The following is a 25,918-nucleotide window of genomic DNA, read 5'->3' as shown; positions in this document are numbered from 1 at the left end:
GTCCCGCTCGGCTCAGCCGATGCTCCGGAAGGCCAGCACCGCGTTGTGGCCGCCGAAGCCGAACGAGTCGCTGAGCGCGATGTCGCCGTCCAGCGGCAGTGAGCGCGGGCTGCGGCGCACGACGTCGAGGGCGATCCCGTCCTCGACGTCGTCGCACCCGACCGTCGGCGGGATCAGCCCGTCCCGCAGCGCCAGGACGGTGGCGACGGCCTCCACGCCGCCCGCGCCGCCCTGGAGATGGCCGAGCGCGCCCTTGTTGGCGGTGACCGGGACGTCCTGGGTGTGCGCGCCCAGGACCCGGCCGAGCGCCAGCGCCTCGGCCCGGTCGCCCTCGACCGTGGCGGTGGCGTGGGCGTTGACGTGGACCACGTCCGCCGCCGTGGCGTCCGCGTCCGCGAGGGCCGCCCGCAGCGCCGCCTCGATGCCGCGGCCGCCCGGTTCGGGGGCCGCCATGTGGAAGGCGTCGGCCGAAAGACCCCATCCGGCGGCCTCGCAGTAGATGCGCGCGCCCCGGGCCCGGGCGTGCTCCTCGGCCTCCAGGACCAGCACGCCCGCGCCCTCGCCGAGGACGAATCCGTCCCGCTTCTTGTCGAACGGGCGGGACGCGGAGGCCGGTTCGTCATTGCGGCTGGAAACGGCCCTCATCGCGGCGAAGGCGGCCAGGATCGCCGGGGTGATCACGGCTTCGGTGCCGCCCGCCACCACCAGGTCGAGGTGTCCGTCGCGGATGCGGTCCACGGCGCGCCCGATGGCCTCGGTGCCGGAGGCGCAGGCCGACACCACGGTGCTGGCCTCGCCCATGATGCCGAGGTCGATGGAGATCTGGGCGGCGGCCGATGAGGGCACCAGCATCGGCGCGGTGTGCGGCGACACCGCGCGCGGGCCCCGCTGCTCAAGGCGGTGCTGGGCGTCGACGAGCACCGGCGCACCGCCGATGATCGACCCCAGCGACACCCCGGCCCGGGCGGGCAGCAGTCCGCTCTCGCGGGCGCCCTCCAGGTCCAGGCCCGCGTCCCGCCAGGCCTCGCGCGCGGCGAGCACGGCAAGTTGCGCGGACCGGTTCATCCGCCGCGCCGCGGGCCTGGGCAGCAGGTCCGCCGGGTCGACCGCGGCCCGCGCGGCGATGCGCACCGGCAGCCCGTCGAACTCCTCGCCCTCCAGCAGCTCCACCGCCGAGCGCCCCGAGAGCAGCCCCTGCCAGAGCCCGGCGACGTCGGGGCCGAGCGGGGTGAGCGCGCCGATGCCGGTCACCACGACCCGCCGTCTGCCGCTGCCGGGGCCCTCGGGCTGGGTCACGTCGGCGGGGTCGACCCGGCCCACCCGCACCACTTGGCGCTCGCGCCGGTCGAGCAGGCGCTCCTGGTCGGGGCCGCCGCCCACCGGGCGCAGGACGAGCCGGGTCCTGGTCTCGCTGGCGGGCGCGGTGCGCATCACGACGTGCCAGCGGTCCACGCCGGTCGCGACGACGTCGCCCGGTACGAGTTCTCCGGTGGTCAGGAGCCAGCACTCCCCGCCCATGACCGACTCTTCGCTCATCGCCGCACCCAGGTTCGCATTCGTGAACGACTTCAGGCGTCACGCCAGCCTCAGGAAGTCGACAAACCGATCTGGAAACATCTTGCCCGTCCCCCCTCGCACCAGCACCTCGGCGGGCCCGGCGCGGCCCCCGGCTCCCGGCCCTCTTCCCCGCTGTCCGACCAGTCGGTACGGTCCCGGCATGCCCTCCATGACTGAGCCCGTACCGCCGGTCCACGGCCACTGCGACGCCCGCTTCGAGGCCGTCCGCACCGCCTTCGAGGAGAACTTCCGCGACCGCGCGGAGCTGGGCGCCGCCGTCAGCGTCCTGGTCGACGGCGTGAGCGTCGTCGACCTGTGGGCGGGCTGGGCCGACGGCGCCCGGACCCGCCCCTGGGAGCGGGACACCCTGGTCAACGTGTGGTCGACGACCAAGGGCCCGACCGCCCTGTGCGCCCACCTGCTCGCCGACCGCGGGCTGCTCGACCTGGACGCGCCGGTCGCCGCGTACTGGCCCGAGTTCGCGGCCGCGGGCAAGGAGTCCGTCCTCGTACGCCATCTGCTCGCGCACCGCGCCGGGCTCGCCGGGCTGCGCGAGCCGCACACCCTCGCCGACCTCTACGAATGGGAGACGACCACCGCGCGCCTGGCCGCGACCGAGCCGTGGTGGGAGCCGGGCACCCGGTCCGGGTACCACGCGCTCACCTACGGCTATCTGGTGGGCGAGGTGGTCCGGCGGGTCACCGGGGTGCTGCCCGGCGAGTTCCTGCACCGGGAGGTGACCGGGCCGCTGGGGCTCGACTTCACCATCGGGCTCGACGCGAAGGAGGCCGGGCGCGCCGCCGAGCTGGTGCACCCGCCGGTCGCCGACAGCAGCGAACTGGCCGCGCTCTTCGCCCGGTTGGAGCCGGTGGCGATCGCCGCGCTCTCCAACCCGCTCGCCGGGGCCGCCGACGCCAACACCCCCAAGTGGCGGGCCGCCGAGATCCCGGCGGCCAACGGCCACGGCACCGCCCGCGCGATCGCCGCGCTGTACGGGATCTTCGCCCGGCAGGGCCGCTGCGGCGACCGCCGGATCCTGTCGCCCGAGGCCGCCGAGCGGGTCCGCGAGGGCCAGGGCGCCTGCCGCGACCTGGTGATCGGCGCGGGCTTCGCGCACGAGACCGAGCTGGGCCTGGGCCTGTGGCTGAGCGGCCTCAACGGCTCGTACGGCCCCAACCCGCGCGCCCTCGGCCACGACGGCTTCGGCGGCTCCTGCGGTCTGGCCGACCCGGAGGCGGGGATCTCCCTCGGCTACGTCATGAACCGCATGGGCTCCCACATCGTGGACGACCCGCGCAAGATGGCGCTGGTCGAGGCCGTCTACAGCGCACTGTGAACCCCGGGTGCGGCGTTCAGGGGCGGCCCACCCCGTTGTCGAGGTGGCGGAACGCCAGCTGCGGTCGTCCTGGATGGGGTCGGCGACCGCCGGCGAGAGCACGGTCCCCCGTCGGGGGTCGGGCCCGGGGCTAACTGAACGGGTCGAGCGTGAGGTACGCCTGCCGCGGATCCCCGTCGTTCACCAGCGACTCGTGGTTGCCGACGTCGTCGAAGGCGAAGGCGTACGCCTTGCCGTCGGCCATCCGGGCATGGATCTCGCGGGCGTACTGGTTGGTCACCGCGTCCTGGTAGAAGGCGCCGGACCCGGTGTCGGGCTGGTTGGGGTTGGCCAGCAGCGTGGAGCGGTTGTAGCCCGCGCAGAGCGTGCGCGAGATCGGGCCGCGTACCAGGTCGTTCGGGGCGTCGAGCAGTTTGTAGCAGCCGAGGACGCTGTCGGAGTCGGGCTTCTGGAAGCTGGTGACGACCGCGCCCGCGCTGTTGGTGAAGTTCATCGTGGAGCCGGAGACCCGGCCGAAGTACTTGGTGTTCGGCTGGTCGGCGAAGGGCGTGACGGTCAGCGTCGAGGTGCTGTACTTCTGCCAGACCCGGTTGATGTAGTCGTCGAGCACGGTCTTCGTCAGGGCGCCCGACTCGATGCCGTGGCCGGGGGCGAGCGCGCGCAGGACCGCTCCGTCGGGCCGGGTCTGGATCAGGTTCGCCCAGCCGCCCGGCTTTCCCCTGAGCGCGGAGAAGAAGCCGTCGTAGCCGCCGGGCTTGAGGTGCCCGGTCGACTTGGTGGTGCCGTTCGCGGTCTTGACGCCGACCGCGTACGGGGCCGAGACCATGTCGACCTGGGTGCTGTTGATCCACAGTCCGGCGTCGTTGAGCGTGTACTCGGACCAGTTGAAGAGGATGTTCCGGTTCGGGTCGCTCGGATTCTGCACCGCCGGCTGCACCAGACCGCCCGTGGTGAGCTTGAAGACGAGCTTCTGGCCGTACGAGAAGTAGACGCGGCCGGAGAACTTGGGTATCCGGATGGTCGTCGACTGCCCGCCGGCGGGCCCGGCGATCGAGGCGTCGGGTGCCGGGGTGGGCGGGTTGCCCCCGGCCGGCCAGGGGTGGAAGGTGCCGTCGGCGTCGGCCCAGCCCTGCCGGCCGGTCGAGAGCAGCGTTCCGAGGTTGTAGATGTAGACCGGTTCACCGCGCCCGGAGTTGTTGGTCACGGTGAGCGGAATGGTCGGGGGCACGGCGGCCGTGGCGGGACCGGCCGTGGCGGGACCGGCCGCGCCGGTGGCCGTGATCCCCGCTGCGACGAGCAGCGCGGCGACCAGGGGCGCCAGGGGTTTTCCTAGGACAGACACGCTCCAACTCCTCATCGGATCCGTCGGGTTACGTGGGGCGCCGCGAGGAGGAACGAGTTCTTCCACCTCGTGAGAGCGCTCTCAGAATCGTCGCGGGAGGAGGGCGTGTCAATGCGCGTGCGTCAACTTCCTTGAGGAAGCAGGGGTGTTGGCGGGGCCCGACCGTTCACTTGGTGTCGCGGCCCCGCCTTCGTCTCCGTACGGCTACGGCCTCGGTGCCGCCGAGGCCACCCGGCCCCGGTCGACCCAGCCGCCGTGGCCGTCGCCGCCCGCCCAGGTGTGTACGGACGCCGCCGTGGCCGAGGGGCCCGCCAGGATGTAGTCGGCGTTGCCGTCCCCGCCGAAGTCCGCCAGCGACACCCGCGCGGCGTCGGTGGTGAAGCCGGTGGTGGTGTTGCCGAGGTCGACCCAGCTGCCCCGGCGGTCGCCGCCCCGGTTGAGGAAGCTGCGGACCGCGCCGTTCGCCGCCACCACGCTGTAGTCGGGGCGGCCGTCGTCGTCGAGGTCGGCGAACCGCACCCGGCTCGCGTCGGCGGTCACCCCGGTGGCGACCCGGCCCCAGTCCGTCCAGCCGCCGCGGCCGTCGCCGCCCCGGTTGAGCCGGACCCGTACCTCGCCGGTGGCGCCGAGGGTGACGTAGTCGGTCCGGCCGTCGCCGTCGAAGTCGGCGAACACCACATGGCCCGCGTCCGCCGTGGTGCCCCCGGTGACCTGCCCCAGCGCCTGCCAGCCGCCGTGCGGGTCGCCGCCCCGGTTGAGGTGGACGCGTACGGCGCCGTTCGCGTCCAGGGCGACGCAGTCGGCGCGGCCGTCGCCGTCGAAGTCCGCGAACCGCACCCGGGCCGGGGCCGCGGGCAGGCCCCGGACGACCCGGCCGAGCGCCTTCCAGCCGCCGTGCCCGTCGCCGCCCCGGTTGAGGCGCACGGACGCACCGCCGCGCCCGTCCAGCGCGAACCGGTCCATGCGGCGGTCGCCGTCGAAGTCCGCCCAGCGCACGGAGTTCGCCCCGCCCGCCTCGGTGCCCGCGCCGAGCGCCGGTCCCCCGCGCTCCCAGCCGCTCCGCTTCACCGTGTCGAGCGGCTTGAAGAAGGCCCAGGCCATCCGCCGGAACCCGGCGTCGTTGGGGTGGAGCTGGTCGACGAACTCGGCGTGGGTGAGCGCGGGCGGCTCCACGTACCGGAACTTCCGCCCCGCCTGGCGCTCGGTCTTCTCCAGCGCCTTGGCCCGTACGTTGAAGGCCTTGGCGGGCTCCTCCAGGCCGCTCGTGGTCGGGATGAGGCCCATCACGAGGACGGTGACGCCCGGCTTGTCCGCGTAGATCCGGTCGACCAGGGCCGCGAGGCGGTCGGGGGCGTGCGGCAGGTCGATGTCCCGGGCGATGTCGTTGATCCCGATGTGGAGCAGCACGACGTCGGGCCGGGCACCCGCCATCCACCCGTCGATGCCGTCGCGCAGCTGATTGATGACGTACCCGCTGTGGCCCTCGTTGGAGAAGTCGGCGAAGCTGCCGGAGGCCTTGGAGCCCACGAACCGTACGGTGTAGCGGCTTTCGAGCCGCATGATCTTCCACAGCGGGCGCCGGTAGGAGGAGAGGGTGGGGCTGCCGCCGCCCCAGGTGATCGAGTCGCCCAGCGGCATCACCCGGAGCACCGGGGTGCCCTTGTGGTCGGCGGCCGAGGGGCTCGCGGGCAGCGTCGCCAGGGAGAGGGCGCCCGCGAGGGCGAGGAGGGAGCGGGTCAACCGGATTCGTCTCATGATCTTCCTCCAGCCGGAAAGGCGCCGGTGACGCCTTGCCTTGACGGGGCATCAGTTGCCACGGCAGTCATGGGATCACTCCCGACCACCGTCTCGCGCGTTCTTGTACAGCAGGAGAACCCGGCCGGAGCAACGGACGGCGCCCGTGTTGACGCACGCTGGACGAAGAACGGGGCGCGGACGCCCCCTTGCCCGCGTGACGAGCCGCGCGCACGGTACTCGCAGGACGACAACGCGCGGATCCCGCGCGCCGGCCCCGACCCCCAGGAGGTGGCTTCGGATGACGGAGCCGATCAGCCCGGCCGTTGAGAAACCCGACACCGACGAATACCGCACCGGCACTTCGGGCACCACCCTGCAGACCGCGCGGAGCGGTGCGGGTCAGCCACCCGCGACCCGGGGCCGGACGACGATCGCCGGGGGCGTGGTGGAGAAGATCGCCGGGCTCGCGGCGCGCGAGGTGCCGGGCATCCACGCGCTGGGCGGCGGGTTCGCCCGTACCATCGGCGCGATGCGCGACCGGGTGCCGAGGGCACGCGGCGCGGCCGTCAGCCGGGGCGTGAAGGTCGAGGTCGGCGAGCGGCAGACCGCCATCGACCTGGACGTGGTGGTGGAGTACGGCGTGAGCATCACGGCCGTCGCGGCGGAGGTACGCGAGAACGTGATCGCGGCCGTGGAGCGGATGACCGGTCTGGAGGTCGTGGAGGTCAACATCTCGGTCGACGACGTCCACCTGCCCGACGACGGCTCCTCCGAGGCCTCCGAGGGCCGCGTGCTGTAGCGGGACCGGGCCATCGGGGCCCGGCTCATTCGTTCGGGGCCGCCGAGGTGGCCCGGCGGCCCCGGACCCGGGAGGCTGGGGAGGACTCCCACCGCCCCGAGGAGAGCCGATGGCCCCGACGCCGTACCGCTACGACGACCTGCGCGCCCTCTACGTCAACTGCACGCTCAAGCGCTCCCCCGAGGTCAGCAACACCGAGGGCCTGATCGACCGCAGCCGCGCGGTGATGGAGGGCAGCGGGGTCGGTACGGAGGTGATCCGCGCCGTCGACCACGACATCGCGACCGGGGTGTGGCCCGACATGACGGCGCACGGCTGGGCGAGCGACGACTGGCCCGCGCTGTACGAGAAGGTGATGGCGGCCGACATCCTGGTGCTCTGCGGGCCGATCTGGCTGGGCGACAACAGCTCGGTCGCCAAACGGGTGGTGGAGCGGCTCTACGCCTGCTCCAGCCTGCTGAACGAGCAGGGTCAGTACGCCTATTACGGCCGGGTCGGCGGCTGTCTGATCACCGGCAACGAGGACGGCGTCAAGCACTGCGCCATGAACCTCCTCTACAGCCTCCAGCACCTCGGCTACACCATCGCGCCGCAGGCCGACGCGGGGTGGATCGGTGAGGCGGGGCCCGGTCCGTCGTATCTGGACCCGGGCTCGGGCGGCCCCGAGAACGACTTCACCAACCGCAACACGTCGTTCATGAGCTGGAACCTGATGCACCTGGCGGCGATGCTCAAGCGGGCGGGCGGCGTCCCCGCGCACGGCAACCAGCGGTCGGCGTGGGACGCGGGCTGCCGGGAGGACTTCGCCAACCCCGAGCACCGGTGAGGGCCGGCGCCGAGGCCGCTCAGATCGTCCGAAAGGAAGCGGTGGAGCGCCGCCGGATCGCGTCGTACGCGGGCCCGTGCGGGGGTGACGCCCCCCGCACGGGACCACGGCTCAGCCGAGCCGGACCGGGATCTCCTGGTAGCCGAAGGCGATGAACGACGGCACCTGGCTCAACTCGTCGGCCTCGGCGGCGAGTCGCAGGTCCGGGAAGCGCTCGAACAGGGTCGGCAGCGCCGCCAGCGCCTCCATCCGGGCCAGCGGCGCGCCGATGCAGCGGTGCACGCCGATGCCGAAGGCCAGGTGGTCGTCGGCAGCGCGGGTGGCGTCGAAGGCCCCGGCGTCCTCGCCGTAGTGGGCCGGGTCGTGGCCGGCCGCCGCGTAGGTGGTGACGATGGCGTCGCCCGCCGGGATGGTGACCCCGTCGACCTCGATGTCGGTGACGGCGAACCGCAGCGGCAGGGTGGCGATGGACGGGTGGACCCGCAGGACCTCGTCGATCACGTTGTCCCAGCTGATCTCGCCGGCGCGGACGGCGGCGAGCTGGTCGGGGTGGTGGAGCAGGTCGACGACGGCGTTGCCGATGAGGTTGACCGTCGTCTCGAAGCCGGCGCCGATGACGAGCAGCAGCGTGTAGAGGAGCTCGTCGTTGCTGAGCCGGTCGCCGTCCTCGTCCCGGACCTTGATCAGCTCGGTGGTCATGTCGTCGCCGGGCACCTCGCTCTTGAACGCGATGAGCGAGGGCAGCACATAGGCGATCTGCTTCTGGACGGACTCGGCGTGCTCGGGGCTGGGGTCCGAGGTGTCCATGATGGCCGCGATCAGCCGGGCCATGTCCTTGACCAAGTAGCTGGGAACGCCGAAGAGTTCGCAGATCAGCCGCATCGGCAGCGGGTGCGCGTAGGCCGCCTTCAGGTCGACCGGCTCACCGGAGGCGGCCGCCTCGGCCAGCGAGTCGAGCAGCTCGGCGGTGATCTCCTCCACCCGGGCGCGCATCGCCTCGGTGCGCCGGGCCGTGAAGCTCGGGGCGACGAGCTTGCGCAGCCGGGTGTGGTCGGCCCCGTACGTGGAGAGCATGTTGATCACGCCGACCCAGCCCAGGATCCAGCCCCAGTCGGGGTGCTCGCCCAGCTCGGACCAGAGCCGCCAGTGCTGACGGGGGTCCTTGCTGACCCGGGGGTCGAGGATCAGGGACTTGAGGGTGTCGTAACCGGTGGGCGCCCAGGCGGGGATGCCCCCTGGCAGCTCGACGGGGACCACCGTGCCGAGCGCGCGCAGCCTGGCGCTCTCGGCGGGGATGTCGGCGCCGAACGGGTCGAGGGGCACACGCGTGGACGGGGTCATGCTCGTTCTCCTGGCTGGTCGGGGGTGCGCGGGGTGAAGCGGACGGGCAGCGACGTGAGCGAACGGTGGAACGGGCCGGGGCGCCAGGTCAGGCGCCCGCGCTCGGTGGTCGGGTCGAGGTCGGGCAGCCACTGGGTGAGCCGCTCGATGGCCTCGGTGGCGATCAGCAGGGTGTGCTGCTTGACCGGGCAGCCGTGGTTGCCCGCGGACCAGGACAGGTGCGAGGCGTCGTGCGGGTGGTGCGCCCCGGCGAACCGGTGCTCCGCGAAGTGGCCGATGGCGCCGTAGGAGACGACCACCGGCACGGCGGCCTGGATCCACACGCCGTGGAAGCTCAGCGACTCGCGGGCGAAGTGGATGCCGTAGTTGGAGAGCGGGGTCTCGTACCGCAGCACCTCGGCGACGGCGTCCGCGACCGGGCGCGAGCCGCTGGTCAGGGTCGAGTAGTAGGCGGGGTTGCCGAGGATGCGCGACAGCGCGTTGGAGACGAGGTTGGCGGTGGGCTCGTGGCCCGCGCCGAGGGTGAGGAACACCTGCCAGGTGACCTCCTCGGGGGTGAGCCCCGCCGGGTGGTCCAGGAGCCGGCTGGTGAGGTCGTCGCCGCGTTGCGCGCTCTTGGCGGCGACGAGTTCGAGGACGTAGCGGCCGTACTCGGCCTCGCCCTGCGCCGCCCGCTCACCGCCCTCCATCATCTGGCCCAGCGAGGCGTCGAGGCGGCCGCTCTCGCTGTCGGGCAGGCCGAACAGGTTGTTGAAGATCAGCGCCATCAGGGGCCGGGCGAACTCCGTGACGAGGTCGGCCCGCCCGGCCGGGCCGAACCGGCCCACCAGGATGTCCACCGCCCGGTGCACCCGCTCGCGCAGGTCGTGCGGCTCGACCAGGTCGAAGGCGTCGAGCAGGGTGCGCCGGTAGCGGATGTGGGCGTCGCCGTCCGCGAAGAGCGCGTTGGGCCGCCAGCGCATCATGCCGAGGATCGGCGAGTCGGCCGCGACCGTGGCCTCCCAGGGCCTCGGGTCGTGCGACCAGGTGTCGGAGTCGTGCAGCAGGTCGAGCGCGGCCCGCCGGTCGGTGACGACGTACGCGGGGACGCCCGGGGCGAGTTCGGCCCAGCCGACCGGGCCCTGGGCGCGCAGCGCCGCGTAGTAGGCGTGCGGGTCGGCGGCGAAGCCGTCCTCCCACAGCCGCACCGGCGCGGAGAGCGAGAAGGCGGCTGCGGGGGCGGGGTAGGCGGGGTGCGGGTTCACCGGGTCTCCGGGCGGTTGCGGGCGATCAGGTGCTGGACGAGCGCGAGCAGCGCGTCGATGGAGGAGTTGGTGTCGCGGGCGTCGCACGTCACCATCGGGGTGCCGGCCTCCAGGTCGAGCGCGCGGCGCAGCTGCTCCTCGGTGTACGGGCGGGAGTCGGGGAAGGTGTTGAGCGCGACCGCGTACGGCAGTCCGGTCTCCTCCACCAGGCCGAGCACGTCGAAGGAGTCGTCGATGCGCCGGGTGTCCACCAGGACGAGGGCGCCGAGCGCCCCGTAGGCGATGTCCGCCCACAGCGAGCGGAAACGCTCCTGTCCGGGGGTGCCGAAGAGGTAGAGCACCACTCCCCCGCCCAGGCTGATCCGCCCGAAGTCGATGGCGACCGTGGTGGTGGTCTTGTCCCGGACGCCGGCGAGGTCGTCCACCCGGGCGGACGCCTCGCTCAGGTGCTCTTCGGTGTGCAGCGGGCGGATCTCGGAGACCGAGTCGATCAGGGTGGTCTTGCCCACCCCGAACGGCCCCGCGACCAGGATCTTCACCAACTCGCGTGCGGTGTCGGGCAGATGGATCCCACGGGCCCCGGCGGCGCCGGTGGAGCCGGGGCTACTGCTTGAGGGCGCGGAGGCCATCGGCCACTCTCTTCAACAGATCGGGGGCGGGCAGTGCGGCGACGGGAATGGGCGGGCGGGCGCTCACCAGGCCCTCGTCGATCAGCTCGGCGGCGAGCACCCGGACGGCGGAGACCGGCAGCTCCAGGAGCGCCGCCGTCTCGACGACGGTGAGCGAGCCGCCGTCGAGCACGTCGAGCAGGGCGTGCTGGGCGGCGGGCAGTCCGGCGGGCTCCGGCCCGCCCCCGCCGGTCAGCACGGACAGCCGCTCCAGGCTGTTGCGGCTGGGCCGCGCGACACCGCCGGTGGACAGATAGGCGGGAACCAGCGGGCGGCCGCCGCGGCGGCCCGTCATGCGTGGGTGGCGCCGTCGGCTCCGCGCGGCGCGGCCGCCATGGTCTTCTCACCGAGCCGGGCCACCTGGGAGTGGACGCGGTGGGCGAGCAGGTCGAGCCGGACGTCCGGGTCGCCGTAGGCGGCCACACAGGTGCCGTGGGCGGTCGGCGCGACCAGGATGTAGCCGTGGTCCGACTCGATGACGACCTGGCGGATGCGGGCGTCCTCCTGGTCCGCGAAGGCGGCCGCCGCGGTGCGGCAGGCGCCCTGCACGGTGCTCATGATGGCGGCGGTGCGCTCGGCGGACGCCTGGGACAGCGCCTGGGTGTAGCCGGAGACGAGGCCGTCCCGGGTGAGCAGGACGGCGGCCCGGACGTGCGGGATCTCCAGGATCGCGTCGAGCACCCACGAGTTCTCGCCGGTAGTGCCGCTGGTCATCGCGGTTCGTTCCCTTCGGTGGGGGCGGCGGAGCGGGCCGCTGCGGTGCCGGACTGCAGTGCGCCGAGCGCGGCGGCCGACTCCTCGGGGGTACGGGCGGGCGCCGCGGCCGTCTCGGCGGGCAGCGCGGCCCGGGCGCGGCGGCGCCGCTGGGGCAGCGCGTCGCCGTCGGGCGCGGGCTCATGGGTGATCGCGCCGGTGTCGTACGCGGCGACGGGCTCGGGTGCGTACGGCGCGGCGGGCTCGGCCGCGTAGGGCGCGACGGGCTGCTGTGCGCTCGGCTCGGCGGCCGTGCGCGTGGAGCGCGGCGCGGCCGCGGCGGGCGGCCGCCGGACCGGGTCGATCCGGCTCAGCAGGTGGTTCTTGACCAGGAGCACCGCGCGGACGCCACCGTAGGGTGACGGCGAGGACAGGTCCACCGAGAGGTCGAACTGCCGGGTCAGCTGGCCGATCGCGGCCAGGCCCATCCGGGGCGGGTCGCCGAGTTCGGAGAGCAGGATCGGCTCGGTCCCGGCCACCATCCGCTGGGCGTAGGCGCGTTCGTCGGGGTTCATGCCGACCCCGGCGTCGTCGATGGTGACCGAGACGCCGTGGTGGGCGCGTTCGAGGTTCACCACGACCTCGGTGTCCGGGGCGGAGTGGCGCAGCGCGTTGTCGAGCAGCTCGGCCACGATGATCGCGACGGGCTCGACGGCGTGCGAGACGAGCGCGGTGCCGGTCTCCAGATGGTTGTGGACCCGGACGCGGTGGTAGCCGACGAGCCGGGACTGACCACCTGTCACCGCGTCCACCAGGTGCGACTCCTCGCGGGCCAGGCCGACCCAGGCGCCGCAGACCACGGCGGTGACCTGGGCGCGCCGCAGCGACTGCTCGTTCTCGTGGTCGAGGGCGAAGAGCGTCTGGGCCAGCTCGGGGTCGTCGTAGCGCTGCTGGAGTCCGCGCAGCTGGTCCTGGAGGCGGTAGAGCCCGGCCTGGATCTCCCGGGTGGCGCCGCGCATGCCCGCGCGGGCGGCGGCGTCGACGCGCTTGCGCTCCTGCGCCACGGCGGTCGCGACGCCCTCCAGGACGCCGTCGAGGCCCGCGCCGAGCTCGGTGCCCGCGAGGTCCGGGTGGAGCGGGCCGGGCACCTGCACGTGCGGATGCGCGGCGCGGGTCGCCTCGGCCGGGACGCGGCGCTGGGCGAGATGGGCCACCTCGGCGGCGTACGCCCGGGACACCCGGCCCGTCTCGGCACGGGCGCCCTCCCCCTGGGAGCGCAGCTCGGCGATCTCCTCCTGCTGCCGGGCTCCCCGGCGCCGGGAGCTCAGCAGACCGCCCGCCAGCACGAACGCGGACAAGGTCCCGGCCGCCAGGCCTCCGGCGGCCAGGTCCGGTATCTCAATCATCTGATGGACCTTCAGGGGAGATCGGGAGAAGGGCATGTGGACGACCGCCCCGGAAGGCGAACGTGGCCAGTACACACTGTCATTGACCGGTCCCGCACTGTTTTACACGAAGATCCTTTCGAACCTGAACGCGGGAGTCCGATTCTTTACGAAACGTCAGCGTGTCGGGAGTGGCTAGGCTGAGCGGACGCCACCGCACCGCACGGAGGAGTCTTGGAGATCAGGACCGCACAGCAGCAGGCCTGGGAGAACAAGATCGAGAAGGGGTTCAACGTCACCGACGTGCCGCTGGAGTTCGGACTGCTCACGGCCGAGGTGGGCGAGGCGTTCACGGCCTGGCGCAAGCGGCTCCCGGACTTCGGCGAGGAACTGGCCGACGTCTTCCTCTATCTGGCGGCGCTGGCCGAGATGAACGGCGTGGACCTGGACGACGAGGTCGCCCGCAAACTGGAGAAGAACCGCCGCCGCGCGTACGTGCGGGACGAGCGCGGGGTCCTGATCCGGGTGACCGAGGGCTGAGGCCTGAGTGCGGACCGGAGCGCAGTCAGCACCCCGGAAGCCCCGCACCCCTTAGGGGCGCGGGGAACTGCGCGACCAGCCACGCACGGTCCGCAGCCGAATCACTCCAGCGAATCACTCACCCGCGGGTGAACACGGCGACCGTCCGGCCCGGGACGGAAAACGTTCCCGAACTCGCCTCGTACGAGGCCGACTTCACCGTGGCATCGCCGCCGGCAGCCTGCACCGGGTGCAAGCCGTACCCATGCCCCGCCACACCCGGCACCCGCTGCACCTGCCGGTCCGGCGTCGCGTTGAAGACCACGACCAGGGAGCCGAGCCGCATCGTGATCACACCCGGTGTCTCGTCCTTGCCCGAGAGCGGGAACGAGAGCGCGGACTGCACCTCGGCCGCGCTGGCCAGCCGGAACGCCGGATCCGTCGTACGGATCTTCAGCAGGTCCCGGTAGGCGGCCGAGGCGGCCGTGATCTCCGGGCACCCCACCGTGAGCGTCGACGCCGTCAACAGGGGCTTCGCATAAGCCCACTTGGACTGGTTGTCCGCCGCCGGAGGCAGTCCGCGGCCGAAGCCGTTCCCGTCCGCGCAGTCCCAGTGGATCGCGTTGAACCAGTCCCCGCTGTCGAACGAGTTGCGGTCCAGCGACTTGGAGCGCAGCAGGTCCGTACCGGCCTGGGAGAGCGCGGGCCCCTGCGACAGCGTGGCGGTGGCCAGCGCGAGCACCTGCATCCTGGCCCGGTCGGCCGCCGGGGTGGCGCGCGGCAGCTTGAACGCGAGCGCGTCGTACAGCGACTCGTTGTCGTGCGCGTCGGTGTACGCGAGCGCGTCGCCCGGGGCGTCGGCGTACCCGGCCGGGGCGCCGTTGTAGTCGACGTCCGCTCCCTTGACCGTACGGCCGGAGGTGTCGGTGAAGGTGTACCCGGCCAGGTTGCCGGAGAGGCCGACCTTGATCAGGTCCTGGTAGTGCAGCAGCCGGGCCCGCTGCTCGGCCGGGGTGCCGTTGCCGGCCGAGGAGTTGGGGTCGGTGTAGAGGCCGGAGGCGAAGCCCTGGACGCCGGGGTCCTCGTCGAAGGGGCCGCCGCCGCGCACCGCGTCGCGCGCCCGGTCCGAGAAGGTCGCGATGCCGGTGCCCGCCATGTTCTTCTGGGTCGCCTGGACGAACCGGGCGTCGTCGGCGACCTCGCCGAAGTTCCAGCCCTCCCCGTACAGGACGATCTTCTTGCCGTCGACGCCGTCCCTCTCGGGCGTCAGCGCGTCGAGCGCCTTGCGGACGGCGAGGATGTTCGCCTTGGGGTGGTGGCCCATCAGGTCGAAGCGGAAGCCGTCGACCTTGTACTGCTTGGCCCAGGTGACCACCGAGTCCACGACGAGCTTGCCCATCATGGCGTTCTCGGGCGCGGTGTTGGCGCAGCAGGTGGAGGTGGCGACCGTGCCGTCGGCCAGCAGCCGCTGGTAGTAGCCGGGCACGATCTTGTCGAGGACGGACTTGTCGGCCTGGCCGCTCGCCACGGTGTGGTTGTAGACCACGTCCATCACCGTGCGCAGCCCGGCGCCGTTGAGGCCCTGGACCATCTGCCGGAACTCGACCGTGCGCCGGGTCCCCTCGGGGTCGCTGGCGTAGGAGCCCTCGGGCACGGTGTAGTGCAGCGGGTCGTACCCCCAGTTGTAGGCGTCCTTGGCGGCGGTCTTCGCCACGCACGCCTGCTGCTCCGGCGAGTCCGGCGCGTACACCTTGAGGTCGCAGGCGGGGACGGCCTGGTCGGACTTCTTCTCCGGGATGGTGCCGATGTCGAACGCCGGGAGGAGGTGGACGTACGAAGTCCCGGATGCGGCCAGCTCCTTGAGGTGCTTCATGCCGTCGGAGCCGGTGTCCGTGAACGCCAGGTACTGGCCGGGGTGGCGTGAGGTGCGGTCCGCGATCGAGAAGTCGCGGATGTGCAGCTCCTGGATCTGCGCGGCGCGCAGCGGCACGGCGGCGGGCTTGCGCAGGGCCGCCCAGCCCTTGGGCGCGAGCTTCGGGTCGGCGAGGTCGACGACGAGGCTGCGGGCCGAGTCGGTGGTCAGGGCCGTGGCGTACGGGTCGGTGACCAGGTTGGTGACGACCTTCTGGACGCTGGGCGCCCACACCGTCACGGCGTACCGGTACGGCTTGCCCGACCAGCTCTTGGGACCCGTCACCGACCAGACGCCGGTCGCGTCGTCGCGGCGCATCGCGACCGTACGGCCGTCGAGTTCGAGGGCGACCCGCTGGGCGGTCGGCGCCCACAGCGAGAGCGTCGGGCGCCCGCCGCTGAAGACGGGGCCGAGCGCGGTCTTGCCGGCCCGTGTGCTGTACAGGTCGTCGAGCACGCCCTGGGTCTGGACGCCGGTGGCGGCGAGCAGGGCGCCGTTGGCGAGGCGCTGGGTGGCGACGACCTGCCCGGTGAGGGCCTGTCCGACGCGGGCGCGGTCGCGCGGGTCCACGGTGAACGCCGCGTACTTCCTGAGGTGCGGGAACCTGGCCTTCTGCGCGTCCGTCAGGCCGCCCGGCACGGGAGTGAGCCGCAGCCAGTGGCCTTCGCCGGTGAGGGCGCCGTCCTTGACGGCGAGGCCGCCGTCCGGCGCGTACACCAGCTGGTGGCTCGCGGCGGTGGCGCCCGTGTCCCAGGCGACGGTGTCGCGGTCGATCCACTGCGCCCGCGACTTCGACAGGTCGAGGTCGGCGGCGGAGCCGGACGTCATGGGCAGAAGGTACTTCTCGACACCGCCGAGGAGCCACACCTCGTGCGAGTACGTCGAGAACTCCAGGGAGCGGTCGGAGCCGAACTCCTTGGTGTCGCCCTTGTGGAGGATGTAGCTCAGGCTGGACGCGCCCTCCTTGAGGGGCACCTCGAAGACCGCGCCGAAGGCGTCGGTGCGCACCGGGGGAAGCGGGCTCGACCAGTCGGTGGGCGTCGCGGCCCCCGTCCAGGTGTGGATGCCCCAGCCGCTGTAGTCGCCGTCGGCGCGCTGGTAGTGGATGACGGCCTTGGTGGTGTCCTGCGGCGGGTAGCTGCCTGCGGGCGGCGCGGTCAGGACCGCGTCCTTGCCCTGCTCGACCCAGATCTCGCCGGTCCGGCCGACGTCGACGGTGCGGTCGGCGGTGACGTCCTTGTTGCCGTCCTTGTCGATGACGAGGAACCCGACACTGGACGCACCCGGCTTGAGCTTGACGTACGCGAAGGCGCCGTAGGCGTCGCGGCCCGTGAAGGCGTGGCCAGCGGGCCAGGTGGTGGACTCGCCGTCGGCCAGGTCGCCCCAGGCGTAGAGCCGCCAGTCGGTGTAGTCGCCCGCCGGGCGCTTGTAGTGGACCACCGCGTAGTCGCGCCGGGTCGCGGTGGGCACCGGGTCGGCGGCGGGAGCGCCGCTGGTGGTCGCGGCGGTCGCGCTCGCGGTGCGCCCGGCCGAGTCGACGACGACGGCCTTGTAGCGCAGGGGCGTTCCGGCCGCGAGGGTCGCGGGCAGGTGCTGGACGACCTTGTACGGGGCGTGGTCGGCGGAGCCGAGGACCTGCCACTCGCCGGTGCCGGTCCGGGCGGCGAACACCACCCGGTTCAGCTGGCCGCCGTCGGTGTCCGCCGCGATCTCGACGTCACCGGTGGCGCCCGCCGCCGGGGCCTTGAGGGTGAGCGAGGGCCGTGCGGCGGGGGCGGCCAGGGGCTTCGCCGCCTTGTAGACGACTGCGGAGAGGGCGGGCACCCGCACCGCGACGCGGCGGTCGGCGGAGCTGGTGAGCGTGCCGGACGCGCCGTAGATCCCCGTGAAGGCGGCGTTCGCCGAGCCGGTCGCGAACTCGGCGGTCTTCTCCTCGGTCGCGTTGTTGACGGCGACGACGTACTCGGTCCCGGTCTTCGCGTCGGTGCGGGAGAAGGCGTAGACGCCCTTGCCCTGCGCCGCGTACCGCTCGGTCTGCACACCGTCGGCGAGCGCCGGGTTCTCCTTGCGTAGCTTGGAGAGAGCGGCGATCGCCTTGTAGAGCGGGTGCTCCGGATCGAAAGCACTGCTCTCGTGCGTACGGGTCGTACCGATCTGGTGGTCGTCCAGGTAGTCGGCGACCTTGGACGGGAACATCGTCTGCCGGGCGTCCTTGTCGCCGCCCGCGCCCGTGAAGCCCTGCTCGTCGCCGTAGTAGACGACGGGGTTGCCCCGGCTGAGGAACATCAGCTCGTGGGCCAGCTCGTCGCGCCGCAGCAGTTCGGCGGCGTCGGCCCGGGGGTTGTCCTGGACCAGGAAGCCGCCGATCCGGCCCATGTCGTGGTTGCCGAGGAAGGTCACCTCCTCGTAGGCGTTGGCCTTGTCGGTGGTGTAGCGGTAGTCCTGGCCGAGTGCCCCGGCCAGGTCGCCCGCGGAGCCGCCCTGCGAGACGTAACTGCGCATGGCCTGCTGGTAGGGGAAGTCCAGGGTCGCGTCGAGTCTGCCCCGGGTGACGTACGGGGAGGTCACGGACGGGTCCGCCGAGTACACCTCGCCGTACAGGAAGAAGTCCTTGCGCCCGTGCTTCGCCGCGTAGGCGTCCAGGGCGGTCGCCCACTGGGTCCAGAAGTCCATGTCGACGTGCTTGACCGTGTCGACGCGGAAGCCGTCCACGTCGAAGTCCTTCACCCACTTCTCGTAGATCTTCTCCATGCCCCGCACGACCTCGGGCCGCTCGGTCCACAGGTCGTCGAGCCCCGAGAAGTCCCCGTACTCCGCGCTCTCACCGGCGAAGGTCGAGTCGCCCCGGTTGTGGTAGAGCGCGGGGTCGTTGAGCCACGCCGGGACCTTGGCGTCCTTCTCGGCGGCGGGCACGGTCGGGGTGTACGGGAAGGAGCCGGGGCCGACGGCCGGGAAGCCCTTGCCGCCGGCCGCGTAGGCGCTGTCGTCGAACGGCACGCCGTCCTTCGTCAGATACGGGAACGCCCCCTTGGAGAGGTACCGGGAGCTCTGCCCGGTGTGGCCGATGACGTCGGCGGTGTGGTTGGTGATGACGTCGAAGAAGACCTTCATGCCCTTGGCGTGGGCCTTGTCGATCAGCCGTGCCAGGTCGGCGTTGGTGCCGAAGTGCGGGTCGACCTGGGTGAAGTCGGTGATCCAGTAGCCGTGGTACCCGGCGCTCTGGTCGGCGCCGGTGCCCTGGACCGGCTTGTTCTTGAAGATCGGCGCCAGCCAGATCGCGGTGCTGCCGAGCCCCTTGATGTAGTCCAGCTTCCGCGTCAGGCCCTTGAGGTCGCCGCCCTGGTAGAAGCCCTTGTCGGTCGGGTCGTACCCCGTCACCGAGCGGCCGCCGGTCAGACCGCCCCTGTTGTTGGCACCGTCGCCGTCCGCGAACCGGTCCGGCAGCACGAAGTAGGGCTGCTCCCGGGTGAGTTCGTGCCGGGCGGGCTCGGCGGCGAGCCGGGCGTCGGACGGCGGGGCCGGGGGCCCGGCGGGCGCCGGGTGCGCCGCGGGCGCGGCCGACGCCAGCAGCGCGAGGGCCACGGCGGCGGTGACGGCGGTTCGGCGCGGAGAGCCGATCACGGGACGTACTCCTTCTCCAGGGTGACTACGGGGTACGGGCACGGGGCACGAGGGGATCGTCGGGCCGGCCGGCCAGAGCCTGTCTTTGAACCCCCGTCGTCCGCCCGGAGGGCGGGCGCAGCGGCGGTCGGTGCGTGCGCTCGGCGTGCGTGCCGGGCGTCGGGGCGCAGACGGGGGTTCAAAGACAGGCTCTGGGTCGCGCCAGGGGGCGTTCACGTCACTTGCCGCCGCACGTCCTGGCGTCGACGTGCAGGGCGAGGGCGGTGTCCGGGGCGAGGGTCGCGGTGAACCGCCCGCTGCCGTCGACCGTGACGCTCCTACCGCTCTGCACGTCGCAGTAGCCGCCCGCGGGCAGCGACGTCTGAAAGGTGCGGGTGAGCGAGGAGCCCTCGTGGTTGATGGCCGCGTACGCCTTGGCCCCACGACCGAACGCGATCGCGTTGCCGCCGTTGTCCCACCAGTCGGTGACCGCCGCTGTACCCGCCGCATTGCGGAACTTGACCATGGAGCGGACCTCGGGCCAGGCGTGCTGGCACTTCCACCCGTCGCTGTAACAGGCGTTCACCTGGCCGTTGTCGGGCGGACCCGCGTCCTTGTCGCTGAACACATAGCCGGAGTGGACGTCCGGGGACCCGTAGGGCCAGGCCAGCATGAAGACGTGGGCCAGGGTGTACCGGGCGCCGTCGTTGTAGGTGAGCGTCTGGCCGCCGCGCTCGGTGTCGTGGTTGTCGACGAAGACCGAGGCCTTGCCCGCGCTCATATACCCCCAGCCCTCGCCGAAGTTCTTCAGGTACGCGAGCTTCTCGTTGTTGAACACCCGCTTGAGGTCCCAGGAATAACGGAACTCCTGGGCGTCGCCGGTGCCGAGGTACTCGGTGGGCTGTACGGCCTCGCCCGCGCCGTAGATCGTCTCCTGCTTCCAGTAGACGCCCGGGTTGCTCAGACGGGACTTGATGGCGGCGAGGTCGCCCTCGGGGATGTGCTTGGCCGCGTCGACGCGGAAGCCGTCGACGCCGAGCGAGAGCAGGTCGTTGAGGTATCCGGCGATGGTGCCGCGGACGTACTCCTCGCCGGTGTCGAGGTCGGCCAGGCCGACGAGCTCGCAGTGCTGGACGTTCCAGCGGTCCTGGTAGTTGGTGATCTCGGACTTGCAGTCGTCCATGTCGGCCGAGGAGTACGTGCCGGGGTAGTCGTACTTGGTATAGGCCGAACCTGCGGTACCGGTGCCGGAGCCGCTCGCCATGTGGTTGATCACCGAGTCGGCGACGACCTTGACGCCCGCCGCGTGGCAGGTGTCCACCATGGAGCGGAAGGCGGCGCGGTCGCCGAGCCGACTGCCGATCTTGTAGCTGACGGGCTGGTACGCGGTCCACCAGGCGGCGCCCTGTATACGTTCCTGGGGCGGGGAGACCTGGACGTATCCATAGCCGTCGGGGCCGAGTTCGTCGGTGCAGGCCTTGGCGACCGAGGCGAAGTTCCACTCGAAGAGGACGGCGGTCACGTCCTTGGGCCCGGGTGCGGCGGCCTGCGCCTGCGGCGCGCCGAGGACGACACCGCTCGCGGCCCCCGCGACGAGCGCGACGGCGGCGGCCAGTGGTCTGCGCGTACGGCGGCTGCGAGGGGTGCTGGCGGTACGACCGTCCATGGGGGGACCTCCGTGCGGGATGCGGGGGGACGGAGCGGGCTCCCGGGTGGCGCGGCCCGGCCGCCCCAGGAGGTGTCTGAATGTTCTTGCTGAAAAGACCGGAAAGTTGTTGCGGTCGAGACCGTAGGCGGCCCGGACGACCTGGTCAACCCTTTGGACACACCGCCGCCATGCCGCGGAAATCTCACCGCTTTCTCGCCGCAAGGTCTTTTGCAAGAGATTGCAGTGGTGTTACGTTCAACGACACCTCGGGCCCGGACGTGCCCCGCACGGGCCCCGAACGGCAGGAGCCGCCGCACCGAACGGTGCGGCGGCTCCTGGAAGTCGCAGGAACGGGGTCTCAGAAGCCGATCGCCTCGCGGACGAGCACGACGGTGCTGCGCTGCGGAACGACCTCGCGGCTGTTGATCAGGATCTTGGCGACGACACTGCGCTTGCCGTACGCGTGCTGGGCGCGGACGTCCTCCTTGGGCAGCGCGTACGTCTCGACGCGGCGCAGCGCGGTGTCCAGGTCGGCGACGACCTTCTGGGCGCCGACCACCCAGACCGCCCGGCCCGCGCCGAACGCGTACGCGGCGAGCTGGCTGCCGCTGGCGGAGGCGGTGACGAGGCGGCCGTCCTCGGTCACGGCGTGCACGCTGCCGACGACGACGTCGGGCGCGGAGCGCGTGGTGCGCATGTCGTCGTTGCGGACGCGCGGGTCCCAGTCGGCCTGCTCGGCGCGGATGCTCTTGAACCGGCCCGAGGCGTCGATGTCCTCCTGGATCCCGGAGAGCCGCAGGGTCTCGCTGGTCGAGGCGAGGATCGCCTTGTCGGTCGGCAGGGCCGCCGTGACGAGCTCGCGGGCGTCGGCGGCGGTGTCCACTATGTGCACGGCAAAGCCGTTGCCGCGCAGGGCCTCGGCGGCCCGTTCGACGCTCTCGGCGCTCGCGGCGACCGCGAAGGTCTCGTCGGCGGGCAGTGCGGTGATGGTCTTCTCGCTCATGACCGGAAAACCTAGCGCCGCTACGCGAGTCCCGTTCGAGCGTCGCTGGATCGGGCAACTGCGGCGCCCGGGCGATCGCATAGGCTCGGCCACGACATGAAGAGCAACCTCGCCCCGCTGGCGTCCAAGGCCGACAAGGACACCGTGCGGCGGCACAACCTCAGCCTGGTGCTCCGGGCGGTCCACGACGAGGGCGAGACGACCCGGGCGGGCGTCGCGGCGCGCGTCGGGCTGACCCGGGCGGCCGTGTCCTCCCTGGTCGAGCAGCTCATGGAGGGCGGCTTCCTGACGGAGTCGGGCAAGACGTTCAGCGGGCAGGCGGGGCGGCCCGGCACCGTCCTCAAGCCGGCCAGGACCGGCGCCGCCGGGGTCGGCGTCGAGATCAACGTCGACTACGTGACCGTGTGCGTGGTGGATCTGGCCGGAACCGATCGGGTGCGCCTCACCGAGCACCTGGACAACCGGGGCGCGGAACCCGCCGAGGTGCTGGCCCGCGCGGCCCGGATCGCCTCGCACGCGCTGGACTCCGCCCGGCAGCAGGAGCTGCGGCCCGCCGGGGTGACGCTCGCCCTGCCGGGCCTTGTCGCGGGCGGCACGGTCCGCCAGGCGCCGAACCTGGGCTGGAACGGCGTCCCGGCCGACGCCCTGTTCGCGCGGGCGCTCTCGGAGTGCCCCGACACCCCCGCCCTGCCGGTGAGTTCGGAGAACGAGGCCAACCTCGCGGCGCTCGCCGAGCTCTGGTTCGGCGGCCCGGGCGAGGCCCGTACGTTCCTCTACCTCTCCGGCGAGATCGGCGTGGGCGGCGCCCTCGTCGTGGACGGCGAACTCCTGCGCGGCGCGCACGGCTTCGCCGGGGAGATCGGCCACGTCCCGGTGGACCCCGCCGGGCCCGCCTGCCGCTGCGGGGCGCGCGGCTGCCTGGAGCAGTACGCGGGCCAGTCGGCGCTGCTGCGCGGCGCGGGCATCGACGAGGACGCCGGAGCGGCGGGCGTGGCCGAGCTGGAGCGCCGGGCGCGGGCGGGCGACGAGCGCGCGCTGGCGGCGCTCGGCACGGCCGGGCTGATGCTGGGCCGGGTGCTCGCGGGCGCGGTCAACCTCGTCGACCCGGAGGCCGTGGTCCTAGGCGGTGTCTACCGCGCACTGGCGCCGTGGCTCTCTCCCCCGGCCGAGGCCGAGCTCGCCGCCCGGGCGGTGTCGGGCCTGTGGCCCCGCGACGGCGGCCGTCTGCGCGCCTCGTCCCTCGCGGGCGACGCGGCCCGGGGCGCGGCGGCCCTGGTGGTGGAGGCGGTGCTCGACGACCCGGCGGGGTGGGCGGAGGGCTGAGGCGGGCGGCTCGGCCCCGGGCAGGGAGGCGGCCGCCCGACCCGGCGGCACACCCCCGTACACCCCCGGGACGCACCCCTCAGCGCACCCCCATCAAATGCTCCACCGCCAGCTGGTCCAGCTGCTCGAACGCCATGCCGCGCGCCCCCGCCGCCTCCACGTCGAAGTCCTCGAAGGCCGAGCGGTCCCCGAGCAGCCCGGCCAGGCCGTCCGCCGCCGTCGGGCGGGCGAGGTCGTCGAGGCGGGAGGCCCGCAGCGCCTCCCGTACCGCCGGGTCGGCGCGGAACGCCGCCGAACGCTCCCGCAGGATCAGGTAGTTGCGCATGTTGCCCGCCGCCGAGGCCCACACCCCGTCGGCGTCCTCCGTGCGCGGCGGCTTGAAGTCGAAGTGGCGCGGGCCCTCGTACCCCGCCGACTCCAGGAGGTCGACCAGCCAGAACGCGTCGCGCAGGTTCCCCGCGCCGAACCGCAGGTCCTGGTCGTACTTGATGCCGGACTGGCCGTTGAGGTCGATGTGGAAGAGCTTTCCGGCCCACAGCGCCTGGGCGACGCCGTGGGTGAAGTTGAGCCCGGCCATCTGCTCGTGCCCGGTCTCCGGGTTGACCCCGACCAGCTCCGGGCGCTCAAGGCGCTCGATGAAGGCGAGCGCGTGCCCGACCGTGGGCAGCAGGATGTCCCCGCGCGGCTCGTTCGGCTTGGGCTCGACCGCGAACCGCAGGTCGTACCCCTGGCTCACCACGTACTCGCCCAGCAGGTCGAAGGCCTCCTTCATCCGGTCGAGCGCCACCCGTACGTCCTTCGCGGCCCCGGACTCCGCGCCCTCGCGGCCGCCCCACGCCACGTACACCCGGGCGCCGAGCTCCACGGCCAGGTCGATGTTGCGGATCGTCTTGCGCAGCGCGTACCGGCGTACGTCCCGGTCGTTGGCGGTGAAGGCGCCGTCCTTGAAGACGGGGTGGGTGAAGAGGTTGGTGGTGGCCATCGGCACCGCGAGTCCGGTGGCGTCGAGCGCTGCCCGGAAGCGCTTGATGTGGGCGTCGCGGTCGGCGGCGGACGCGCAGAACGGGATCAGGTCGTCGTCGTGGAAGGTCACCCCGTACGCCCCGAGCTCCGCGAGCCGGTGGACCGTCGCGGCCGGGTCGAGGGCGGGGCGGGTCGCGTCGCCGAACGGGTCGCGCCCCTGCCAGCCGACGGTCCACAGACCGAAGGTGAACTTGTCCTCGGGGGTGGGAGTGAAGCGTTCCGTCATTGTCGTGTCCACCTCGGTGCGGGGCGCCCGACGGCCCCTGCGGCTATTTGTTCACTGACCTCACGAATATGACACGATCGCTGCGTCTTCCGTAACCCCGGGCCTTCATCTAATTTGTTTTGCGCACGATCAAATACGCGATCACAGGAGAAGGGGTGCCCTCGTGCCGCAGGCCCCGGTCGTCATCGGCGTGGACAGCTCCACCCAGTCCACCAAGGCGCTGCTCGCCGACGCGGAGACCGGGCAGGCGCTCGCCGTGGGCCGCGCCCCGCACCGGGTCGACGGCGCCGCCGGGGCCCGCGAGAGCGACCCCGAGCTGTGGTGGCGGGCGCTCGGCGAGGCGGTCGCGGCCGGGCTGAAGGAGGCGGGGGTGGCCGCGTCGGCCGTCACCGGCATCGCGGTCGCCGGGCAGCAGCACGGCCTGGTCGTCCTGGACCGCGCCGGACGCCCGCTGCGCCCGGCCCTGCTCTGGAACGACACCCGCTCGGCCCCGCAGGCCGCCGCCCTCACCGAGGCGCTCGGCGGGCCTGGCGCGTGGACCGCGCGCACCGGCTCGGTGCCGGTCGCCGCCGTGACCGCCGCCAAGTGGCGCTGGCTGTACGAGAACGAGCCCGCGCACGCCTCGGCCGCCGCCGGGGTGCGCCTGCCCCACGACTTCCTCACCGAGCGCCTCGCCGGAACCGCCGCGACCGACCCCGGGGACGCCTCGGGCACCGGCTGGTACTCGACGGCGACCGGCTCCTACGACCCCGCTCTGCTCGAACTCCTCGGCCTGGACGCCGAGTCGCTGCCCGAGGTCGCCGCCACCGGGGCCACCCGGGTGGGATCCCTGACGGCCTCGGCCGCCGAGGCGCTCGGGCTGCCCGCCGGGATCGCGGTCGCCGCCGGGACGGGCGACAACATGGCCGCCGCCGTGGGCCTCGGGCTCGGCGGCGCGGGCCTGCTCGACCACCCCGTCCTCAGCCTCGGCACCTCCGGCACGGTCTTCGCCGCCACCCGCGCCCGGCCCGCCTCGCCCGCGCTCTCCGGGTTCGCCGCCACCGACGGCACCTTCCTCCCGCTCGCCTGCACCCTCAACTGCACGCTCGCCGTGGACCGGGTCGCGGCGCTGCTCGGGCTCGGCCGCGACGACGCCGAACCCGGCGGCGAGGCGGTGCTCCTGCCGTACCTCGACGGCGAGCGCACCCCCGACCTGCCGGCCGCCGCCGGACTGCTCACGGGCCTGCGCCACACCACCACCGGGCCCCAACTCCTGGGCGCGGCCTACGAAGGAGCGGTCTTCACCGCCCTGCGCGCCCTCGACGACCTGCTGAGCGTCTGCGGGCTCGACGCCGCCGGGGCCGCGGCCCGCCCGCTGCGGCTGATCGGCGGCGGCGCCCGGGGCCGTACCTGGGTCGAGACCGTACGACGGCTCTCCGGGCGGCCGCTGATCGCGCCCCGGGCCACCGAGCTGGTCGCGCTCGGCGCCGCCGCACTGGCCGCGGCGGCCGTCAGCGGCGCGGACCCGGTGGCGACCGCGGCCGCGTGGGGCACGGGCGAGGGCGCCGCCCTGGAGCCGGTCGCCCGCGACACCGCGGCCTGGGAGCGCATCGCCTCCGTCCTCGACCGGGCGGCGCCGGTTCTGGGATGACCCGTTCCGACGACCGCCGCACCGATTGACGTGTCGTCAACACCCCTCTACCTTCGAGGCGTTGCCCGTCGTACGTCATATATGAGACGCGATATGTGAGAGGTGG

At 73.0% G+C, this 25,918-nt stretch carries 18 protein-coding genes and 1 pseudogene; 6 read left to right on the top strand and 13 right to left on the bottom strand.

Annotation, left to right across the window (positions count from 1 at the left end):
• Positions 1-12: 12 nt before the first annotated feature.
• Positions 13-1,536, bottom strand: a complete 1,524-nt coding sequence (locus QIY60_RS26860) for a beta-ketoacyl-[acyl-carrier-protein] synthase family protein (RefSeq protein WP_283144751.1) — start codon at positions 1,534-1,536, stop codon at positions 13-15.
• Between the two features lie 190 nt (positions 1,537-1,726).
• Between QIY60_RS26860 and QIY60_RS26855 the strand changes: the two genes are divergently transcribed.
• Positions 1,727-2,893 (top strand): serine hydrolase domain-containing protein, encoded by a 1,167-nt coding sequence (locus tag QIY60_RS26855; RefSeq protein WP_283146083.1) that lies wholly within the window; start codon positions 1,727-1,729, stop codon positions 2,891-2,893.
• 130 nt (positions 2,894-3,023) lie between these two features.
• Here QIY60_RS26855 and QIY60_RS26850 read toward each other — a convergent pair whose 3' ends face one another.
• On the bottom strand, positions 3,024-4,250 hold the full coding sequence (locus tag QIY60_RS26850; RefSeq protein WP_283144750.1) for a glycoside hydrolase family 64 protein: 1,227 nt from the start codon (positions 4,248-4,250) through the stop codon (positions 3,024-3,026).
• Between the two features lie 189 nt (positions 4,251-4,439).
• Positions 4,440-5,990 (bottom strand): FG-GAP-like repeat-containing protein, encoded by a 1,551-nt coding sequence (locus QIY60_RS26845; RefSeq protein ID WP_283144749.1) that lies wholly within the window; start codon positions 5,988-5,990, stop codon positions 4,440-4,442.
• 280 nt (positions 5,991-6,270) lie between these two features.
• On the opposite strand from QIY60_RS26845, the gene QIY60_RS26840 reads away from it, so the two are divergent.
• Positions 6,271-6,771 (top strand): Asp23/Gls24 family envelope stress response protein, encoded by a 501-nt coding sequence (locus QIY60_RS26840; protein ID WP_283144748.1) that lies wholly within the window; start codon positions 6,271-6,273, stop codon positions 6,769-6,771.
• Between the two features lie 109 nt (positions 6,772-6,880).
• Positions 6,881-7,597, top strand: a complete 717-nt coding sequence (locus tag QIY60_RS26835) for a flavodoxin family protein (protein WP_283144747.1) — start codon at positions 6,881-6,883, stop codon at positions 7,595-7,597.
• A gap of 111 nt (positions 7,598-7,708) precedes the next feature.
• Here the strand turns inward: QIY60_RS26835 and QIY60_RS26830 are convergent, their stop codons facing one another.
• From QIY60_RS26830 to QIY60_RS26805, 6 genes are read right to left on the bottom strand one after another with little or no spacing between them, the layout of a single operon-like run.
• Positions 7,709-8,938: a cytochrome P450 gene (locus QIY60_RS26830; protein ID WP_283144746.1), complete on the bottom strand. Its 1,230-nt coding sequence runs from the start codon at positions 8,936-8,938 to the stop codon at positions 7,709-7,711.
• The gene (locus QIY60_RS26825) at positions 8,935-10,182 is read right to left on the bottom strand and encodes a cytochrome P450 (RefSeq protein ID WP_283144745.1); all 1,248 of its coding nucleotides are present in this window, start codon (positions 10,180-10,182) and stop codon (positions 8,935-8,937) included. Before QIY60_RS26825 ends, QIY60_RS26830 begins: the two co-directional genes overlap by 4 nt.
• On the bottom strand, positions 10,179-10,811 hold the full coding sequence (locus QIY60_RS26820; protein WP_283144744.1) for an ATP/GTP-binding protein: 633 nt from the start codon (positions 10,809-10,811) through the stop codon (positions 10,179-10,181). Before QIY60_RS26820 ends, QIY60_RS26825 begins: the two co-directional genes overlap by 4 nt.
• The gene (locus tag QIY60_RS26815) at positions 10,786-11,145 is read right to left on the bottom strand and encodes a DUF742 domain-containing protein (RefSeq protein ID WP_283144743.1); all 360 of its coding nucleotides are present in this window, start codon (positions 11,143-11,145) and stop codon (positions 10,786-10,788) included. Before QIY60_RS26815 ends, QIY60_RS26820 begins: the two co-directional genes overlap by 26 nt.
• Positions 11,142-11,564 (bottom strand): roadblock/LC7 domain-containing protein, encoded by a 423-nt coding sequence (locus tag QIY60_RS26810; RefSeq protein WP_190091196.1) that lies wholly within the window; start codon positions 11,562-11,564, stop codon positions 11,142-11,144. Before QIY60_RS26810 ends, QIY60_RS26815 begins: the two co-directional genes overlap by 4 nt.
• Entirely contained in the window at positions 11,561-12,949 is a 1,389-nt protein-coding gene (locus QIY60_RS26805) for an ATP-binding protein (RefSeq protein ID WP_283144742.1), read from the bottom strand. The genes QIY60_RS26810 and QIY60_RS26805 overlap by 4 nt, the downstream gene beginning before the upstream one ends.
• Positions 12,950-13,162: 213 nt before the next feature.
• On the opposite strand from QIY60_RS26805, the gene QIY60_RS26800 reads away from it, so the two are divergent.
• A complete protein-coding gene (locus tag QIY60_RS26800; RefSeq protein WP_283144741.1) occupies positions 13,163-13,468 on the top strand; it encodes a MazG-like family protein in 306 nt (101 codons plus the stop codon).
• Positions 13,469-13,586: 118 nt separating this feature from the next.
• On the opposite strand, the gene pulA is transcribed toward QIY60_RS26800, so the two are convergent.
• From pulA to QIY60_RS26785, 3 genes and pseudogenes are all read right to left on the bottom strand, one after another.
• Positions 13,587-18,941 carry a pullulanase-type alpha-1,6-glucosidase gene (gene pulA / locus QIY60_RS26795; RefSeq protein WP_283146082.1) on the bottom strand — a complete coding sequence of 1,785 codons (5,355 nt, stop codon included), beginning with the start codon at positions 18,939-18,941 and terminating at the stop codon, positions 13,587-13,589.
• Positions 18,942-19,203: 262 nt separating this feature from the next.
• Positions 19,204-20,625: pseudogene (locus tag QIY60_RS26790) on the bottom strand (alpha-amylase family protein); the annotation flags it as partial.
• Between the two features lie 340 nt (positions 20,626-20,965).
• Positions 20,966-21,610, bottom strand: coding sequence for an LUD domain-containing protein (locus QIY60_RS26785; RefSeq protein WP_283144740.1), 645 nt, complete (start codon positions 21,608-21,610; stop codon positions 20,966-20,968).
• A 96-nt stretch (positions 21,611-21,706) separates the two neighbouring features.
• Between QIY60_RS26785 and QIY60_RS26780 the strand changes: the two genes are divergently transcribed.
• A complete protein-coding gene (locus tag QIY60_RS26780) occupies positions 21,707-22,933 on the top strand; it encodes an ROK family transcriptional regulator (RefSeq protein WP_283144739.1) in 1,227 nt (408 codons plus the stop codon).
• 79 nt (positions 22,934-23,012) lie between these two features.
• Here the strand turns inward: QIY60_RS26780 and xylA are convergent, their stop codons facing one another.
• Positions 23,013-24,182, bottom strand: a complete 1,170-nt coding sequence (gene xylA / locus QIY60_RS26775; RefSeq protein ID WP_283144738.1) for a xylose isomerase — start codon at positions 24,180-24,182, stop codon at positions 23,013-23,015.
• Between the two features lie 163 nt (positions 24,183-24,345).
• Between xylA and xylB the strand changes: the two genes are divergently transcribed.
• Positions 24,346-25,812, top strand: a complete 1,467-nt coding sequence (gene xylB, locus QIY60_RS26770; protein WP_283144737.1) for a xylulokinase — start codon at positions 24,346-24,348, stop codon at positions 25,810-25,812.
• The last annotated feature ends 106 nt before the right edge of the window (positions 25,813-25,918 follow it).

Origin of the sequence: Streptomyces sp. BPTC-684 (assembly GCF_030028635.1) — a bacterium.
In the GTDB taxonomy this organism is placed as follows: Bacteria; Actinomycetota; Actinomycetes; order Streptomycetales; family Streptomycetaceae; genus Streptomyces; species Streptomyces noboritoensis.
The sequence above is the reverse complement of the archived record's forward strand: the minus strand, read 5'-3'. Positions and strand labels throughout refer to the sequence as shown.